16 protein-coding genes and 1 pseudogene are annotated in these 17,653 nt (G+C 58.6%); 4 read left to right on the top strand and 13 right to left on the bottom strand.

Annotation, left to right across the window (positions count from 1 at the left end; translation table 11 throughout):
- From B5526_RS38605 to B5526_RS37170, 7 genes and pseudogenes are all read right to left on the bottom strand, one after another.
- Window positions 1–793 (bottom strand): oligosaccharide flippase family protein (locus B5526_RS38605; RefSeq protein ID WP_172842186.1); only part of this gene is annotated, 793 nt, incomplete at its 3' end.
- Between the two features lie 535 nt (window positions 794–1,328).
- Window positions 1,329–2,093, bottom strand: coding sequence for a class I SAM-dependent methyltransferase (locus B5526_RS37195; protein WP_197688400.1), 765 nt, complete (start codon window positions 2,091–2,093; stop codon window positions 1,329–1,331).
- A 15-nt stretch (window positions 2,094–2,108) separates the two neighbouring features.
- Window positions 2,109–2,978, bottom strand: a complete 870-nt coding sequence (locus B5526_RS39340) for a hypothetical protein (protein ID WP_283807644.1) — start codon at window positions 2,976–2,978, stop codon at window positions 2,109–2,111.
- 14 nt (window positions 2,979–2,992) lie between these two features.
- A pseudogene (locus B5526_RS39850) lies at window positions 2,993–3,328 on the bottom strand (glycosyltransferase family 2 protein); the annotation flags it as partial.
- 21 nt (window positions 3,329–3,349) lie between these two features.
- Window positions 3,350–4,864, bottom strand: a complete 1,515-nt coding sequence (locus B5526_RS37180) for a lipopolysaccharide biosynthesis protein (RefSeq protein WP_079544569.1) — start codon at window positions 4,862–4,864, stop codon at window positions 3,350–3,352.
- Between the two features lie 296 nt (window positions 4,865–5,160).
- The gene (locus B5526_RS37175) at window positions 5,161–5,925 is read right to left on the bottom strand and encodes a class I SAM-dependent methyltransferase (RefSeq protein WP_197688400.1); all 765 of its coding nucleotides are present in this window, start codon (window positions 5,923–5,925) and stop codon (window positions 5,161–5,163) included.
- A 15-nt stretch (window positions 5,926–5,940) separates the two neighbouring features.
- Window positions 5,941–7,131: a glycosyltransferase family 2 protein gene (locus B5526_RS37170; RefSeq protein WP_172842184.1), complete on the bottom strand. Its 1,191-nt coding sequence runs from the start codon at window positions 7,129–7,131 to the stop codon at window positions 5,941–5,943.
- Window positions 7,132–7,414: 283 nt separating this feature from the next.
- On the opposite strand from B5526_RS37170, the gene B5526_RS37165 reads away from it, so the two are divergent.
- On the top strand, window positions 7,415–8,245 hold the full coding sequence (locus B5526_RS37165) for an FkbM family methyltransferase (protein WP_172842183.1): 831 nt from the start codon (window positions 7,415–7,417) through the stop codon (window positions 8,243–8,245).
- Between the two features lie 44 nt (window positions 8,246–8,289).
- On the opposite strand, the gene B5526_RS37160 is transcribed toward B5526_RS37165, so the two are convergent.
- Together B5526_RS37160 and B5526_RS37155 are read right to left on the bottom strand one after the other, a co-directional pair.
- Window positions 8,290–9,207, bottom strand: a complete 918-nt coding sequence (locus B5526_RS37160; RefSeq protein ID WP_154071647.1) for an FkbM family methyltransferase — start codon at window positions 9,205–9,207, stop codon at window positions 8,290–8,292.
- Window positions 9,208–9,422: 215 nt separating this feature from the next.
- Window positions 9,423–10,370, bottom strand: a complete 948-nt coding sequence (locus tag B5526_RS37155; protein ID WP_154071646.1) for a methyltransferase domain-containing protein — start codon at window positions 10,368–10,370, stop codon at window positions 9,423–9,425.
- Window positions 10,371–10,670: 300 nt separating this feature from the next.
- Between B5526_RS37155 and B5526_RS37150 the strand changes: the two genes are divergently transcribed.
- Window positions 10,671–12,608, top strand: a complete 1,938-nt coding sequence (locus tag B5526_RS37150; protein WP_154071645.1) for a hypothetical protein — start codon at window positions 10,671–10,673, stop codon at window positions 12,606–12,608.
- 6 nt (window positions 12,609–12,614) lie between these two features.
- On the opposite strand, the gene B5526_RS37145 is transcribed toward B5526_RS37150, so the two are convergent.
- The 4 genes from B5526_RS37145 to B5526_RS37130 form a co-directional block, all read right to left on the bottom strand.
- Complete coding sequence (locus tag B5526_RS37145) at window positions 12,615–13,601, bottom strand: glycosyltransferase family 2 protein (protein WP_079544563.1); 987 nt, start codon at window positions 13,599–13,601, stop codon at window positions 12,615–12,617.
- A gap of 42 nt (window positions 13,602–13,643) precedes the next feature.
- A complete protein-coding gene (locus B5526_RS37140; protein ID WP_079544562.1) occupies window positions 13,644–14,801 on the bottom strand; it encodes a glycosyltransferase in 1,158 nt (385 codons plus the stop codon).
- Window positions 14,802–14,904: 103 nt separating this feature from the next.
- The gene (locus B5526_RS37135) at window positions 14,905–15,255 is read right to left on the bottom strand and encodes a VanZ family protein (protein WP_079544561.1); all 351 of its coding nucleotides are present in this window, start codon (window positions 15,253–15,255) and stop codon (window positions 14,905–14,907) included.
- A 127-nt stretch (window positions 15,256–15,382) separates the two neighbouring features.
- Entirely contained in the window at window positions 15,383–15,670 is a 288-nt protein-coding gene (locus B5526_RS37130; RefSeq protein ID WP_079544560.1) for a hypothetical protein, read from the bottom strand.
- 349 nt (window positions 15,671–16,019) lie between these two features.
- Here B5526_RS37130 and galE point away from each other — a divergent pair, with 349 nt between their 5' ends.
- Entirely contained in the window at window positions 16,020–17,000 is a 981-nt protein-coding gene (galE, locus tag B5526_RS37125) for a UDP-glucose 4-epimerase GalE (RefSeq protein ID WP_079544559.1), read from the top strand.
- A gap of 193 nt (window positions 17,001–17,193) precedes the next feature.
- On the top strand, window positions 17,194–17,634 hold the full coding sequence (locus B5526_RS37120; RefSeq protein ID WP_154071644.1) for a tyrosine-type recombinase/integrase: 441 nt from the start codon (window positions 17,194–17,196) through the stop codon (window positions 17,632–17,634).
- Window positions 17,635–17,653 lie beyond the last annotated feature (19 nt).

The following is a 17,653-nucleotide window of genomic DNA, read 5'->3' as shown; positions in this document are numbered from 1 at the left end:
CCCACTGCGGACCCGCGATCACGTGGACGACGTCGTCGGCACAGATCGCCAAGCTGAACAACGGCGGGAACGACGCAAAGGTCACCAATCGAAGTAGCTTCAAATACCACCTCTTCAGCCGATCAGGGTCACCCTGGAGACGGCTCAGAGTCGGGACCATGACCTGGCCGAGCGGCCAAGAAATCTGCTGAGCCGGAAGAAGAAGCAGTCGGTTCGCGAGCGCGAAAGGCCCGAGTTCAGTGCTTCCGTAGCGCCAACCGATCAAGACGTTGTTGGCTTGCCGCCCGATCGAAAAGAGAAGCGAGGATCCGATGCAATACCTGCCGTATCGCAGCAGGGCCCTGGCGGTGTCGTCCCATTCGGCGCGGGTTGGCACCCAGCCAGTCGAGGTCCAGACCACGATGCCGTAGACAAATGGATCGGCGAGCGCACGGATGGTCAACGCCCAGTAACCGGCGCCCTTGAGCGCAAAGGTCACCGCCATTACCGATGACACCAGCGATGCGGCGATCTGCGCGCGCAGCAACGTGTCAAACATCAGGGCGCGGCGAAGAAGCGCTTGCTGCACGGCTGTGAACCCGGAAAAAACGAACATGAGACTCAGGGCGGCCGCGACCTGCGTCACCTCAGGATCGCCGTAGAACGAGCCAAGCAACGGCGCGCAGAGCAGGAACAGCCCGCCGAACGCGATCCCGGCCACCAAATTGATGCGAAAGACGGCAGAGGCCTGCCCTTCGTTCAAGTCGCGCTGCTGAAGCACCGCGGCCGCCAACCCCAGATCGCCAAAGGTCATGAGGATCCAGACGAAGGGTCGCCATCGCGAACACTCCGAAATCGGCGGGGAGTGAGCAATCGCGCCAGGATGACCATGCTGACGAACTGGAAGAGGAAATCTATGCCGCGGGCGCTGAGATTGAGGAAACTCGCGCGTTGGGCATCGTACCGCAGCCGCTGGTTCGAGATTTGAAATGGGATAGGCACCTGAACCCCGCACTTTGATGCTGGCAGCGAACGAAGTTTTGGTACGGACACGGAGCGTCATGGGGCCGAATGTGGCACCGGGTTCCCGTTCCACAGGCGACCTCGCGCCATGCTTGGGCGAAAACGCACAAGATGGCGACCTCTGTCGCTGACACTGTGACAGTCTACAATAAAGAAGCCGACATTGCACTGCCGATCCCCTGGTCCGGCTTCGACAGGACGTCGACGGAACAAAATAATCGAGGGCCAGACCATCGACCGACTTGTTCGACTGAAAGCAACTCTTCTCGGGAGGGGTCAATTGGGGGGGCGACAGTCTTCTTGGCCCTCCAAACCGGCACCATCGATCATTTCACCGCCCGAACACGCACGACCACGGGATACGCCGGATCATGGACATCGAGAGCAGTGCGATCGACTTCCTCGAGGGCAAGCCCGTGCAGAAAGGCAATCGCGGCGAGCACGTTTCCGGCGGATTCGACGCAAACGCTGCCGCCAGGAAAGGCGTCCGCAATGAGCCTCTCTACCGATGCCGGTCTGAAGGACCAATAACATGGCCAGCTTTCCGGCCCGATGGCGCATATGCCGGGGACGGTCGCAAGCAGCACCCCGCCGGGCGCCAGAATTCGATAAATCGTTCTCACGGCGGCGGGCAGGTCGTAAATGTATTGCAGCGTCTGAGTTAGAATGATGCAATCGAACGTGCTCGACGGAATTTGATCTGCGGACGTGAGGTCAGCGACGATCGTCACCTTGCTTCCAGGTGAGACACTCAGTACCTCGCTTCGTTTAACGTGGCTCTTGCCAAAACGCTTGGTATACGCGTCATCTTGGATCTCAAGCACGACGCCGCGGATGTCGTTCGCATGGCGAGCCAGAAAGTCTTCGATGTAGTACCTATCGATGGCGGTGCCGCGATCGGCACCGTACAGCCGACTTATCGGGGAGGTTCGACGCAAGAGGTCATGGGATGCAACAGCACCGAATGGCGGCCAAAGTAGAGACCTGCGTATGGCCGCGTCTTGCCACCAGGCTTGAAGCCTCTGCGTGACGGCGATGGGGAGAATCGACTTCAAACCAGCAGCAAGTCTCTTTTGGACCGAGGACATCATCTCGTGCTCTACATGTCAGATTTGACGGATATCAGCTCCCACATCTTCAGGCGAATGGTGATCCGCGCCGGATGGGACATCCGCGCGGCGCTCTACGAACAGTGCAGCAGCGTGAGCGAGCCTCTTTCGGTTCCATGGCGCTCTTGGACGTCCGCACAGAATGGTCGGGTCAACCTCGAAGAAGTTGCGATTGACCACTGTATTACCCGCTCCGCCATGGCGCCTCGCTCTTACGAGCGCACCAAATCCGCTTGACACCGGGAGGCGCGCAAAGGCTCGTATCGTGCTCACGCGTAGTGTAGCGAACGGATCTTCCCTCAGCGCCGTGAGAAGTAGCCGCGCTCCGGTCAAGAAGCGTCCGTCGCTAAGGTGAGCCAGACCGAACTCCCGGTCTTGATGTGCGGTTGCCCACCGAAAGAGCTTGTTGGGCAATTCAGGATGGCGCGCTCGCGCCTCCTCGATCACCACTTTGCGGGAGCGCAACATGGCATCGATATTGGTCGACATGCTTCCGGCACGGACGCGGTACGAAAACAGGAATTCTGGGACGAGATCGAAGTCGCAGCGCTCGGCGATATCCAGGTTGAACTTCAAATCTTCACAGCAAGGGGCTCCTCGGGAAGCGAGTGTCGCATCATAGCCTCCCACCGCTGCAGCGCAGCATTTTCTAACCAAAGGCGCGCCGCTGGACAGAAAATTTCTTATAATCAGAGCGGCGTAGACGCTACCCCGAAGATTGCACGGCGTAACATCCCAGAGCACGCGGTCCTGCTCGTCGATCGCCCGCGACCAGCAGTAGACCAGCCCAACCTGATCCCCACGGTCCTGCATGACCACCATTTGCTTCTTGATCTTGTCCGGATGCCAGAGGTCATCGGCGTCGATGGGGCAATGAACGCTCCAGCCGCATGCGCAATTCCATAGTTGCGAGCTGACGCGAGGCCGCCGTTAGGCTTCCGTAGAAGCGTGATCCTGTGGTCTATGTCCGCCATGCTCTGGACAAGTGCGCCGGTTTGATCCGTCGAACCGTCGTCAACAACGAGGACTTCTAGATCTGAATAGGTCTGGTTGAGTACAGAGGAAACAGTCCTTTCGACGGTCGCGGCATCGTTGCAGGCGGGAATGATGACTGAGACCAGCCCCGCACCGTTGGGCCTCGTGCGATCAGCATAAGAACGCCCAGTGGGAAGAGGCCGCTTTAAGGAGTGCTGCCCTTTGGTCCCTGTGCCTTGCATTCGTTCAGGCCCATGTGCCGATCAAGGCTCTGATCTCAGTAAGTGGAGGTTCAGAACCGAGCGACCATACATCCAGACGGTTCCGCACGCCATAATGGCGGCGATCGTCACTCCGGTCAGGAGCAAGCGAGGAAACGGAGTCCAGTCTTGTGCGATGAAATGCCTGAGCGCCCATACCGCTGGCACGGTCATCATCATCAACAGGAAACAGGGAAGCATGGCCTCTAGCGCGTCCATGAGCCGGATTGTTGTGCCTTTTGCGGCATAAGCAAAGCCTGGAAGAAACAAAACGAGGTTCGCTGTGGCGAGCCCTGCGGCAACGCCAATCGCTCCCCAGCGAAGACCGAGAACGCAGCCGAGAAGGCTGGCTGTCGTGTCGATTACCGTCCAACGAAAAAAACGGTCCGCCTGTCCCTGCGATCGCATCAGCCAATCAGTGCTGGCGTAGCCCACCTGCAGGGCGGCCACGGGGGCGAGCAGCCTTAAGATATTGGTCGCGTGGCCCCACTGCGGACCCGCGATCACGTGGACGACGTCGTCGGCACAGATCGCCAAGCTGAACAACGGCGGGAACGACGCAAAGGTCACCAATCGAAGTAGCTTCAAATACCACCTCTTCAGCCGATCAGGGTCACCCTGGAGACGGCTCAGAGTCGGGACCATGACCTGGCCGAGCGGCCAAGAAATCTGCTGAGCCGGAAGAAGAAGCAGTCGGTTCGCGAGCGCGAAAGGCCCGAGTTCAGTGCTTCCGTAGCGCCAACCGATCAAGACGTTGTTGGCTTGCCGCCCGATCGAAAAGAGAAGCGAGGATCCGATGCAATACCTGCCGTATCGCAGCAGGGCCCTGGCGGTGTCGTCCCATTCGGCGCGGGTTGGCACCCAGCCAGTCGAGGTCCAGACCACGATGCCGTAGACAAATGGATCGGCGAGCGCACGGATGGTCAACGCCCAGTAACCGGCGCCCTTGAGCGCAAAGGTCACCGCCATTACCGATGACACCAGCGATGCGGCGATCTGCGCGCGCAGCAACGTGTCAAACATCAGGGCGCGGCGAAGAAGCGCTTGCTGCACGGCTGTGAACCCGGAAAAAACGAACATGAGACTCAGGGCGGCCGCGACCTGCGTCACCTCAGGATCGCCGTAGAACGAGCCAAGCAACGGCGCGCAGAGCAGGAACAGCCCGCCGAACGCGATCCCGGCCACCAAATTGATGCGAAAGACGGCAGAGGCCTGCCCTTCGTTCAAGTCGCGCTGCTGAAGCACCGCGGCCGCCAACCCCAGATCGCCAAAGGTCATGAGGATCCAGACGAAGGGTGTCGCCATCGCGAACACTCCGAAATCGGCGGGAGTGAGCAATCGCGCCAGGATGACCATGCTGACGAACTGGAAGAGGAAATCTATGCCGCGGGCGCTGAGATTGAGGAAACTCGCGCGTTGGGCATCGTACCGCAGCCGCTGGTTCGAGATTTGAAATGGGATAGGCACCTGAACCCCGCACTTTGATGCTGGCAGCGAACGAAGTTTTGGTACGGACACGGAGCGTCATGGGGCCGAATGTGGCACCGGGTTCCCGTTCCACAGGCGACCTCGCGCCATGCTTGGGCGAAAACGCACAAGATGGCGACCTCTGTCGCTGACACTGTGACAGTCTACAATAAAGAAGCCGACATTGCACTGCCGATCCCCTGGTCCGGCTTCGACAGGACGTCGACGGAACAAAATAATCGAGGGCCAGACCATCGACCGACTTGTTCGACTGAAAGCAACTCTTCTCGGGAGGGGTCAATTGGGGGGGCGACAGTCTTCTTGGCCCTCCAAACCGGCACCATCGATCATTTCACCGCCCGAACACGCACGACCACGGGATACGCCGGATCATGGACATCGAGAGCAGTGCGATCGACTTCCTCGAGGGCAAGCCCGTGCAGAAAGGCAATCGCGGCGAGCACGTTTCCGGCGGATTCGACGCAAACGCTGCCGCCAGGAAAGGCGTCCGCAATGAGCCTCTCTACCGATGCCGGTCTGAAGGACCAATAACATGGCCAGCTTTCCGGCCCGATGGCGCATATGCCGGGGACGGTCGCAAGCAGCACCCCGCCGGGCGCCAGAATTCGATAAATCGTTCTCACGGCGGCGGGCAGGTCGTAAATGTATTGCAGCGTCTGAGTTAGAATGATGCAATCGAACGTGCTCGACGGAATTTGATCTGCGGACGTGAGGTCAGCGACGATCGTCACCTTGCTTCCAGGTGAGACACTCAGTACCTCGCTTCGTTTAACGTGGCTCTTGCCAAAACGCTTGGTATACGCGTCATCTTGGATCTCAAGCACGACGCCGCGGATGTCGTTCGCATGGCGAGCCAGAAAGTCTTCGATGTAGTACCTATCGATGGCGGTGCCGCGATCGGCACCGTACAGCCGACTTATCGGGGAGGTTCGACGCAAGAGGTCATGGGATGCAACAGCACCGAATGGCGGCCAAAGTAGAGACCTGCGTATGGCCGCGTCTTGCCACCAGGCTTGAAGCCTCTGCGTGACGGCGATGGGGAGAATCGACTTCAAACCAGCAGCAAGTCTCTTTTGGACCGAGGACATCATCTCGTGCTCTACATGTCAGATTTGACGGATATCAGCTCCCACATCTTCAGGCGAATGGTGATCCGCGCCGGATGGGACATCCGCGCGGCGCTCTACGAACAGTGCAGCAGCGTGAGCGAGCCTCTTTCGGTTCCATGGCGCTCTTGGACGTCCGCACAGAATGGTCGGGTCAACCTCGAAGAAGTTGCGATTGACCACTGTATTACCCGCTCCGCCATGGCGCCTCGCTCTTACGAGCGCACCAAATCCGCTTGACCTCCAGAGGCGCGCAAAGACCCGCCTCGTCCCTCGTCGGATGGTGGCAGGAGGATCTTCGACCAGCGCTTTGAGAAGCAGTGGGGCTCCTGTCGACCACTGCCCACCGGCCACGTACGTGAGCCCGAGCTCCAGGTGTTGGTGTCCGTCTGCCCAGCGAAATAGCCTAGCCGGCAATTCAGGATGTCGCGTTCGTACCTCCTCGATCACCACCTCGTAGGAGCGCAACATGGCATCGCTATCGGTCGACATGCTTCCCGCACGGATGCGGTGTGCAAGCAGGAACTCCGGAACGAGATCGAAGTCATAGCGCTCAGCGACCTCCAGATTGAACTTCAGGTCCTCGCAGCAAGCGGCCCCTCGGGAGGAAAGTGTCGCATCGTAGCCACCCAGTTCTTCGACGCAGCGTCTGCGAACCAAAGGCGCGCCGCTGGACAGGAAGTTTCTAAGGATCAGAGCCGTATAGACATTGCCTCGAAATATGCACGGCGTGATATCGAAGAGCACCCGGTCCCGTTCATCGATCGCCCGCGACCAGCAGTAGACTAGCCCAACATGATCCCCACGGACCCGCATGACCACCATTTGCTTCTTGATCTTGTCCGGATGCCAGAGGTCATCGGCGTCGATGGGGGCAATGAACTCTCCACCCGCATGCGCAATTCCATAGTTGCGAGCTGACACGAGGCCGCCGTTAGGCTTCCGTAGAAGCGTGATCCTGTGGTCTATTTCCGCAAGGCGCTGGACTATAGCGGCAGTCTCGTCGGTCGAACCGTCGTCGACGACCTGCATCTCCAGATCTGAATAGGTCTGGTTGCGTACCGAAGAAATGGTCCTTTCGATGGTCGCAGCCTCGTTGTAGGCGGGAATGATGACTGAGACCAGCCCCGCACGGCCGGCGCTATCATGACCTGCGAGCGCGCGGGCCGCAGCAGGAGGCCCGGTCGACAAGTGCTGTCTCTTGGACTCTGTGGCTTGCATGCAGGCCGGTCCATGAGCCGATAGGGCTAGTCTTCAATAAATGCGTTCCATGGCTAAATTGCGGACTTTGGCATCAGTCGATCAATGTAGGAGAAAGGTAGTCAACGCTGACCTAAAATCGCACCTCTGTAGCTATCAGCGCGGAGAGACGTTCGGAACGAAATCGCTTGAAGAGACACTGCGGAGCGACAACGCCGACCTAGCCGCTCGAAAAGGATCAGAGTTAGACAGTCGAGATCGAGAGGCAACGCAGATGGCGCACCACCCCGATCTGATTTTCGATGTCGGCTTGCACAAAGGCGAGGACACCGACTTCTATCTGAAAAAAGGGTTCAAGGTTGTCGCCTTCGAGGCCGACCCCGACCTCGTCGCCCATTGCAGGGACCACTTCCAGCAGCCGATTGCCGACCACCGATTGCGAATAATCGAAGGTGCCGTCGCTCCAGAAGCAGCGGGTGAGCGCATCGCCTTTTATAAGAACCTGCAGAAATCCGAGTGGGGCACTATTGATCAAAGATGGGTGGAGCGAAATGAAAAATTTGGAACGCGATCAGTCAAGATCGAGGTTGGCCGAGTCGATCTTGCTGAGATGTTTCGCACACATGGAATTCCGTTCTATTTGAAGATTGATATCGAGGGCGCCGATCACCTGGTTCTGGACGAGCTGGGGCGATTCGAGGATCGCCCACCCTACATTTCGATGGAGGCTGAAAAAGTCGACTTCTCGCAGCTCGTCTCCGAATTGAACCTCCTCAAGCGTCTTGGTTACCGGACATTCAAGCCTGTTCAGCAAGCGTCGATCCCGGGCACCCGAATTGCGACGACAACTCTTCGGGGCGAACCGCTGCACCATGTCTTCGTCGACGGCGCTTCTGGACCATTTGGGGAGGATCTTTCCGGCCGCTGGTTGAACTATGGCGAATGCCTTCGGCGATTCCGCGCGATCTTTGGTCTCTACCGTTTATTTGGCGATGATGGGATTGTGCACGACTTTCGAGGCGGAATGCGCATACCGCGCCTGTTGTCGCGGCTGTACCGACGGCAGTTCCCTGGTTGGTATGATATTCACGCCAGCTTGCGGTAGCGAGCTTACGTAACAAGCAGAAATAGTGGGGCTGGATAACGCGATCAATTCATCTGCGCCAAGGAGTGCGCGAAGGAAAACATGTTGTCGGCACGTTGCATGTAGTCCCGAGGATGCGTGCTGAGGCGTGAAAACACGGAGTGTCCCGCCCCGCGCCAACCGCCTTGCCAATCGTGCAGCTCGAATACGATCAGGGGCGTTTGCTCGATCCATTCGACGTTCGAGCGGAATAGCTCGATCTCGCCGCCTTCGATATCGATCTTGACGATGAGCGGGAGGCCATTGGGCTCGCGCTGCAGGAGGTCGCGCACGGTGACGGTCTGCACCTCACCGGAACCGGATTCGCGCGCCGCCCATGCCCAGGGCTCACCGTCCGGATTGACCAGATCGACCCGCGTGTCGCGATCCCATATGGCGGCGTGTATCGGCGTGATGTTGGGATGAGAAGAAACATTCTGGCGCAAGAGTTCGAAATTGTCTTGCGCGGGCTCGACCGCGAATATGCGAGCACGAAGAAACCGCTGTGCGAACCAAAGGGCAGCAAGGCCAATATGCGCGCCGCAATCCAAGATCACGGGAATTTGACCGCGCTCGAGCATCCTGTCGTAGTTTGAACGAATGGCGCGCTCGTGCCCCGGCCAACGCGACAAACTGAAGCCTTGATCGATAAAAATCTGCTCCATGACGTACCAGTCGGTTGTCGCCGGGCGCAGCCAGATCGGGTGCGGGACGCTGGGAATGCGCATCGGCTTCGCCTTCCTCCCGGCAAATCGGGACAGGCGAGGCAACGCAAGGAAGAAGTATGCGCTCGTTCCTTGTCCGAGGCCGAACGCTTTGACGGCTTTCCACCAACGCCCAAGTTCCAATTGTTCCAACATTCCGCAACGCAAGCACAGACCCTGATTGCAAGCAAGCGGTTGAGGCCGGGTAAACACGATCGCCCGCGCGGAAACCGTTCCCAATACAAATGGTTCGTCAGGGGTCAGAGGGCGCAGGAGGTATCGCGTTCACGATGCTCTCTTGGCTACGCAAAGCGCCAGCCGGCCGAGCATCGGCGTTCTAAAGAGCTCCCGCTTGAAACGGCCGTTAGGCGGGGGTCGTCGTCGACCAGAGTGTTTTCCGGCGAAGTGGGCGCTCGTCCGCTGTAAAAAATGCGTCAGTGCAATAAGTAGAACGCTCAGGCCAACTTCACCGCTTGTATTAGCGCGCTGCTCGTCGTGAGATCGTCGTCGGTCAGATGGCGAAAGCGGGGCGCGAGTTTCGCTCCACTGATACCCGACCGCCGGACGCTGCGCTCGTCGGTCACGACTTGGCACCCCGCCTTTTCCAGCAGTCCGATGTGCGTCGAATGTGGCTCGCGATTGGTCGCATGCCGCCGCCTTCCCACCGCTAGCTTCCAGAGCGTGTCCGAGCACGACCAGTGGCCATTCCATTCGGCCGTGATCCCAATCGACTGGAAAGCGATCTCATGAGACATGATCCCGCCCTGTTTCAACCAGCCCACCATTTCTGTGTACGCTCTCGGCAAATCACGGACAAATTGGAGTACTCCTTGGGAGAATACGAGGTCCGCTGCAGCGTCCCCGATCATTTCCGCGGTCCAAGGAGCGTTATAACAGACCGCCTTCCCGTCACGGAGGCTCGTCCCTGGACTAGCCACCGCGGCTCGGATCAGGTCGAGCCGGCCGGGGCCGAGCGCGGCCTCCAGGCGCGCCGCCGTAAGAAAAGCTGGAAAGGCGTATGACGACAGCGGCGGTTGAACGAGCGGGAACTCCACTTGATCAGGTATTGGCTCGCGATTTCGAAAGAGTGCAACCAGTTCCTCCAGGATTTGAAGGTTGCGGGCGCTATCTGCGTACCGGACTACATCCAGCGCGACGTATTGTCCTGTTCCGGACAGGAGTGCGGCCAAGCCCGTGCCGAGGGAGTCGCCCGGACCAAGCTCAGCGACCGTTTCGAACGTCGTAGGCAGACCATGCCAGTGCAGCATGCATAAATGGCGCAACCAGACAGAGTAGCAATACCGCGCGGACACCGTGCCGCCCGTTCTCCTGCCTGTGAAGTTTCGCAGCCCAGGAATGTACGTCGCAGCGCCGATCACGAGTGAGCGTGGTTTGATTGTCACTATGCCTCCCTCAGAAAAAGGATCGGCGCACCCATTGATGTCGGTCCTGACGGGGTTCCCGGCCACGTCCTTGGTCAGAGCGGCGCGGGGATGTAAAATGCGGTGATGTTCGTGACCCGCCGCGCTCTGCTCGTTGCGAGTCTCTCTTCACTTGGGAGACCCGCAAAAGCTGCTTCGCCCAAAGCGACCTCTGCGTCGCCACCGCTCGCGACGCACGTCCGCTATATCGCGCCGGCGCCGGCAGGCAACGGAACCGGCGATAGTTGGGCGAATGCCGCATCAATCTGGCAGCTCAACGATATGATCGCGGCGGCCGGTCCTGGCGGCACCGTCTACGTCCGCGCCGACGCCGGGCCCTATTCGTTCATCGGCAACAGAATCAGCATTAGCAAGGGCGGTCAAGTCGGATCGCCTGTGACCGTCATCGGCGTCGACCGGAGGCTCGCACCAATGAGGGCGACCATCGTCGGAAGCCGCACCGCTTGGACGCTCCCGGCTGATCCGGAAGCCGTGACGAACGTCAGGAATTGGTCCACCGGCGGGGACGTCTTCGTCCTGACGTCGGGCGCGGATTATCTTACCTTCCAGTACTTCGATTTCCAGAGGACCGGGCAGCCGTTCCACCTGGCCGGTCCAACGCACAAGGGGATCACGGTCAGCGAGTGCACCGCCTATAACTTCCAGCGCTTCTTTGAGCACGATGCGGGCACGTCGCACGTTGATACGGTCCTAACAAACATCACGGGCACCGGATTCTCAAAAACGGCGATCCGCATTCGCGGCGATAGCCACAAGGTCCTCTTGGAAAATATCACCTTGAACTCAGGACGTCAGGACGGCCACAATTTCGCGACCGGGGTCGAATGCAATGAAACGGCGCACGATATCACCATGCGCCAGGTGACTGTCACAAATTGCCATGACACCCACAATTCCAACCCGGATAGATTTTGGAACGCCGACGGCTTCGCGAGCGAGGGCGGCAACTACACCATCTATCGCGAGGAATGCACGAGCAGCGGAAATACCGATGCTGGCTATGACGACAAGGGCACCGACGTCACGAACGTGAATTGCACCGCCAGCGGCAACAAGGTGAACTACAAGTTCTGGGGTCCCTCCACCACCAATATCAACTGCCGGGCGCTCAATCCGAAATCGCGCGGCGGCACCGGCGCGCAGATGCAGTATTACGTGTACGGCGGCGATGCGCCGAATGTCGCCGGGGCCGACGTGCTCATTCAGGGTGGCGTTATTTCCGATAACGACCCCAACACCAACGTGTTTGTTGCCGAGGCCTATAATAGCGTGTTCCGCATCGCCGCTGCGGCAATCACGCATCATGCCAAGGCGATTGTGCAATCGGAGCTGGCAGGATGGGGCAACGCCTTCCTCCATGGCCTAGCCTCGGATGCGACGCCGCCGACGATCACGTCCGCCGCATCCGTGACCGCGGCGGCGCGCGTCAATTTCGCGCATCTGCTGAAGGCCAACAAGCTGGTGACGTGGTCGATTGTCGGGGGTCGCGATGCGGCCTCGTTCAAGGTGCTGCCGGACCGACGTGCAGGCACGCTCGCTATGACCGCCGCCCCGAGCGGCGCCAATCGCCAGGTGATCGTCCGGGCGACGGACGCCAATGGCAACAAAGCCGATCAAACGATTACGCTTGCCTTCGGCACAACGGAAAGCGCGTTCTTCAAAGACGACTTCAATCGCGCCGACCAAGACCTAGGAGCGAGCGCCGATTGGAGGTTCGCTCCGGACGGCGGCGGCGATGGCGCGCCGAGCGATATCGCCATTCGCGGCCAAAAGCTCGCCATCTTCAATACAGCATACCGTGGCGCTGCCTACGCCTCTCCAGATTGCGGTTTTGCCGATCATTATGTGCAGGCGACGGTGGCGAAAATTCCCACCTACTACAATGGCATTCTGGCCTGCCGACTCACGAACCCGAGCAACCTGATCGGGGTCGAATTCAAGAACGACCGCATCGCGCTCTATGAGAGGACGAGCGGTGAATTCAAGGAACTCGGGTTCGTGACAATCCCGCCCCTGGTAGGCGATATAATTCGCTTGGAGGTCAAGGGTGCCAACGCAACCGTGAAGAAGAACGGTGCGATCATCATCGGGCCGAAGGCCACGGCCGGGACGAATGCGACATGGACATGGTCGGGTGTCGTCTCGCGCAGCTTTGCGGTCGATCCCTGGATTGACAACTACGAGGCGGGGCTACTGTAGCCCGAGTCACCGGCTTGATCTGGGCCGTTCAATCACGTCACGGGCCCAGAGCATGCCCTGACGCACGATTTTCAAAAGCCAGACCGGCAGATATGAAAGCGCGAGCAACAACAGGTAACCTAGCGGATTTTTTGATACAAAGAACCCACGGTAAACGTCTGGCGAGAGGCGTTCGCGCCCACCAACCCACCGCGCATATTCGATGACCTGCTGGTTGAAGAGCCGCATGAGCAAGTGGCGGCGCGCCCCCGACGCCTGAGAGATCATCTCTTCAAGCGTGGCGCACAGGCAATGGCGCACGTTGGTACTGATCGTTTCGTTCATCGCACCAGGTATATCGCGATAATACGAACTGCACACTCGCGGTGAACTGAGCGCGTCGGTTATCGCCAGCACACGCAACCACATGTCCTTGTCCTCGCCACGACGGCAACGCTCTTGAAACAGACCGGCGTCGAGCAACATGTCGCGGCGAATAACAACCCCGGAAGGGAATACGGGACAGGCGTCAAGGTCGAGCCACGCGGAAACGAAGCTATCAAGATCCAACCGCCTGAAGCCCAAACCTTCGCAACGCACGCTATATGCATCACGCGTTACGACGCCGTTAGGCGAGACGCTCTCCCAGCCGGTGAAGAGAAATCCTATACGATCGAACGCTTGGGCCATGAGCTTGTTGCTCTCTTCGATGTAATCTTCATGCCAGCGATCGTCCGCGTCCAGGAGCGCAATCCAGCGCGATGTTGCAGACCGGATTCCAAGGTTGCGAGTTGCCGGGAGGCCTCTTTGCATGGGATCCGTCCGGCGAAGCACGCGTATTCGCGAATCTTGAAAAGCCTTGATCCGTTCAAGGCTGCCGTCCGTAGAGGCATCGTCCACAACAATGATTTCGTCGACGGGCCTCGTCTGAGCGAGTACCGACGCGATCGCTCGCGCGATATAAGGTTCCTTGTTGTACAGCGGGATCACGGTAGCGATGGTGCTGGTTGTCATATGCAATCCCCCTCCTGACGGTCCGTAGACCAGAAATACGAATCAAACGAAACGCGCGTGCGACGCTATGACCGACCAGTATTGTTCAATCGAGTTGCGAGTTCCGAAATCCCGCGCACGTTCCTTGCTGCGTCGCGAATACCTGGCGCGGATGCTCTCACGGCACCCGATACGGATCGCGTCTGCGAGCAGATCAGCTGAATTCACCGGGACCAGGATTCCGTATTCGGCGAGCGTTACCTCCGTGCATCGGGCCTGCATTTTGCCCGTCAAGATCTCCATCGGACCAGTATCACAATCCGTAGCGACAACCGGACATCCTAATGCCATTGCCTCAATTAGTGCATTCGGAAACCCCTCCAGATTGGAAGAAGAAACGAACAGCCGCGCGGCCCCAACAATCGGATATGGGTTCTGCATGTGGCCCGGCAGGATGACGCGCCCTTCCAATCCGAGCCTCGATACAAGTTTCTCGAGTTCCTGGCGCTCCTCCCCCTCACCCAGGATAACCAAATTCTCGTTGATGCTCGATGATCGATAGGACTCGATCAGCAGCCGAAAATTCTTACTTGGAACCAGGCGTCCCAGACTCACGATATATGGTTCTGGAAGTCTCGCGCTCGGCGTCTCCAACGCTCGTTCACAGATCCGATCCGTATCGACGGGATTGTAGATTACGCGAATCTTCGCTCCGTCGACGCCGAAATTCGCCATCAGATCGGCTCTAACCCCTTCGGATACAGCGATCACTTGGTCTGCATGCGGATATGTGAGCCGCATAATCACTTTGGTGATCACGGCACTCAGGCCGGCTCCAAAACGGCTGGTCGGGTAAGTACGCTCACTGACTATGCATGGATATTTGAGGATCTTGGAGGATAAGACGTTTGCACAGTTCGATCGGTTCAGGAAGCTTACAGTTACCGCAGGCGCCAAACCTCTCAGAAGCCGAGTAAGCGAAATCGTGCTCCAAAGGAAACTAAAGTTGGCATTGAGAACATGCTTTTGCACCCAAGGCGGCACGGCGTGCAGCTCTTCTTCGACGTCCAGAAGCACAAGATGGACAGCATAGCCTCTTAGGCGATCCTCAAGGTACGCCAGCACATCGACCAGGGTACGCTCCGCGCCACCGGCAGTGAGCGAGTTGATAACGAAGACAATGCTCTGACAGGCCGAGCGCATCTGACTGCAATTACTCATTTGCCCGCGACGTGCGCTTCCCGAGCGAGGCGACCAAGAAGGCGTACAGCTCGAGCCGTGCCACGGCGGAGCTGCCGCCACTATTGGCGCTCACGACACGAGCTCACTGTGCCGTCAACTGGTCTCGTACCCGGGACACAATAAGATCCACACCGACTCCGATACAGAAACCCAACGCGTCCATTGCAAAGTCGATCCATCTCGCATGCCGACCCGCCACCCAGATCTGAAGCACCTCAAGCGCCGCCACAAAGCCGACGCCGGCCAATGGAGCAAGCAGAGGGCGGGACCGATACCCGATAGAGAATAAGAGGCCCGAGATGCTGAAGGCCACCAAGTGCTCCAGATTGTGGGGCAGCACGGTTTCAAAGCGATACCTCGGCGAGCCGAGGGTCAAAAAGACCAGCGCCGCTGCGTAGAGCCACGCGATAGCGCGGGTCAAACCAGTGCTCATCCGATCTCCTTAGCCGGTTCGCACCGCAAGTCAATCCGCGGTCGCTATGGCGCAGAACCTTCTGCTCGAGGAACTAGGAAGTGTTCCTTGGTCGGCTGACCCATCCAAAAGCGGCTGCACATCCGAGTCACAAAGTCTGGCCCGTCTTGCCCGCAAGTCGTTGTTCGGCCTCGTGCACTCCCGCCATCTCCGCCGGCTGTTTTCTCCATTGTGGGCCTTCAGGCTGCTTGCCGCCGGTCTGGCTGGTGCAACACTGGCACTGCGCCAGAAGTTTGCGCGCCTGCGAGGCGCGAATCCTGGCGCGAAACCGGCGCAATCGGATGGGCGGCGCCGGGTCGGTCACATAGTCATCGAGCGATGCCGGAAACAGTTGTGCTCTGCCCGCGATCCAACCCTTCGACAAAGCGCGCTTCATCAGATACCCCGCAAGTCGTCGGCGAATCTTATCGCGCGAATCACAGCAAACAGAGCGCTTTCACACACCCTGGGCCCCGAGCTGCAGGTTGACTTGCTCGGGGCGAACGTCGGCTTTCGGAGGAAGACCAGGCTATGGCAAGAGCCGCTATGCAGGCCCGACTGACCCGTAGCATACAACTTGCGCGTATTGCGGCGCGTTGGGGATCGTTAGATGGCTACGGCCCGAAGCGCATCGCAACGACAACACGATTTCTTCTTCGAGCGAGTTTCGATAAAAAGCGGCAGTAAGGTTTGAGCAGAGCGAACAGATGACATTCTCGTATCGCTCAGGCGAAAGTGAGACCTGAATGACAGTACTTATTACCGGCGGCGCAGGCTATATCGGCGGACATGCGGTTCTGGCGTTTCTAGATCGCGGAGAGACCCCGGTTGTCTTGGACGACCTGTCTACCGGCAGTCGAAGCGCAATTCCTTCGGAAGTACCATTTATCTTCGGCGACGTTGGAGATACTTCGCTATTGCTTCAAATTATTGAAGCGCACAAGATTGATGCAATTTTGCATTTCGCAGCGAAAATAGTCGTACCCGAGTCGATAGCTGATCCGCTCGCTTATTATTTGAACAACACCGCAAAGACGCGGGCTTTACTAGAGGCAGCAGTGAAAGGAAAAGTTAGATATTTCGTTTTCTCTTCAACGGCAGCTGTCTATGGTAATCCAAATAGAGCGACGGTGAATGAAGAAACCGTCCCGGCACCGCTGTCACCGTACGGGATGTCGAAGTTAATGTCCGAATTTATGATCCGTGATGTCAGCGCTGCTTATGGTCAAAAGCATGTAATCTTAAGATATTTCAACGTGGCGGGGGCCGACCCAAAGGGCCGCCATGGTCAATCTACGGCCAATGCCACGCACCTGATTAAAGTAGCAATCGAGACTGCACTTGGTCGACGGCCTTTCATGAATATCTTCGGCAATGACTACCCGACGCCGGATGGGACATGCGTCCGAGATTATGTACACGTTTCCGATTTAGCGTACGCCCACCTTCTCGCGCTCGATCAACTGCGGCTCGACGGAGTTTCTCGAACACTTAACTGCGGATATGGCCGGGGCTACTCGGTACGAGAAGTTGTGGAGGCGGTCAGGCGCGTCGCGGGCACTAACTTCGAAGTTCGTCAAGCGCCTAGACGGCCGGGCGATCCAGCCTCAATAATCGCCAGCAATGACCAATTGGTGAGGCTGGGTTGGAAGCCGGAACTGCATGATCTTTCGGTAATTGTTCAGCATGCCTTGGCTTGGGAAAAATCATGCGTGATCCGGGTGTAAGGGCGGTCAGGGCGGCGGCCTTCACTTCCGGCGGTAGCTTCGCGGTACACCGACAAGAACGGCAAGCTGCAGCCGACCACCAAGGGCCTTGCCCAAGAGGACTCTCCGGATCGAACGGGCATGGGAACAAACGAAAAAGTTCGGCCTCAGACTCAAGCCGCCAAAGACCAAACGCGGGCTGCGGACCATCTCCTTGGACGACGCCACGGTCAGGATGTTGGTTGCGGAGAGAGAGAAGCACCAGCGCATCCAAGCCGGTATCCCGGACGGCGCCGATGTTGATCTCGGTCTGGTCCGCCTGCCGCCCGGCACCTTGATGTTCCCCAACGTTCCGATGAAGGGCGAGGAGTTCGAATTTAGAGCACCTCGGAACCCGCGCAATTTCTCAAAGGAGTTTGCAAGGCGCGCCGGCCGGCTCGGTTTCGGCAGGACCAGATTTCACGATCTGCGAGGTATCCATGCGACTGCGCTGCTTGATGCCGGCATCCCGGTGCATACCGTGGCGCAGCGGATCGGCGATGACCCTGCCGTGGTGTTGCGCAACTACGCGAAGAGAACCCGATCGAAAAATGCCGACACGTCGCTGTCGAATGCAATCGAAGCGTTGGCGGCCGGTTTTCTCGGGTCAAAATAAGCGAGATTGGTCCAAAGAT

It is taken from the genome of Bradyrhizobium lablabi, from assembly GCF_900141755.1.
GTDB lineage: Bacteria > Pseudomonadota > Alphaproteobacteria > Rhizobiales > Xanthobacteraceae > Bradyrhizobium > Bradyrhizobium lablabi_A.
Note: the sequence above shows the minus strand (reverse complement) of the source record. Positions and strands in the feature narration are given on the sequence as shown.

Bases quoted from the DNA above. Each gene is read 5' to 3' on its own strand.
- B5526_RS37195 (WP_197688400.1), bottom strand. From the start codon at position 2,093: ATGATGTCCTCGGTCCAAAAGAGACTTGCTGCTGGTTTGAAGTCGATT.
- B5526_RS37150 (WP_154071645.1), top strand. From the start codon at position 10,671: ATGATCGCGGCGGCCGGTCCTGGCGGCACCGTCTACGTCCGCGCCGAC.
- B5526_RS37135 (WP_079544561.1), bottom strand. From the start codon at position 15,255: ATGAGCACTGGTTTGACCCGCGCTATCGCGTGGCTCTACGCAGCGGCG.
- B5526_RS37145 (WP_079544563.1), bottom strand. From the start codon at position 13,601: ATGACAACCAGCACCATCGCTACCGTGATCCCGCTGTACAACAAGGAA.
- B5526_RS37130 (WP_079544560.1), bottom strand. From the start codon at position 15,670: ATGAAGCGCGCTTTGTCGAAGGGTTGGATCGCGGGCAGAGCACAACTG.
- B5526_RS37165 (WP_172842183.1), top strand. From the start codon at position 7,415: ATGGCGCACCACCCCGATCTGATTTTCGATGTCGGCTTGCACAAAGGC.
- B5526_RS37175 (WP_197688400.1), bottom strand. From the start codon at position 5,925: ATGATGTCCTCGGTCCAAAAGAGACTTGCTGCTGGTTTGAAGTCGATT.
- galE (WP_079544559.1), top strand. From the start codon at position 16,020: ATGACAGTACTTATTACCGGCGGCGCAGGCTATATCGGCGGACATGCG.
- B5526_RS37140 (WP_079544562.1), bottom strand. From the start codon at position 14,801: ATGAGTAATTGCAGTCAGATGCGCTCGGCCTGTCAGAGCATTGTCTTC.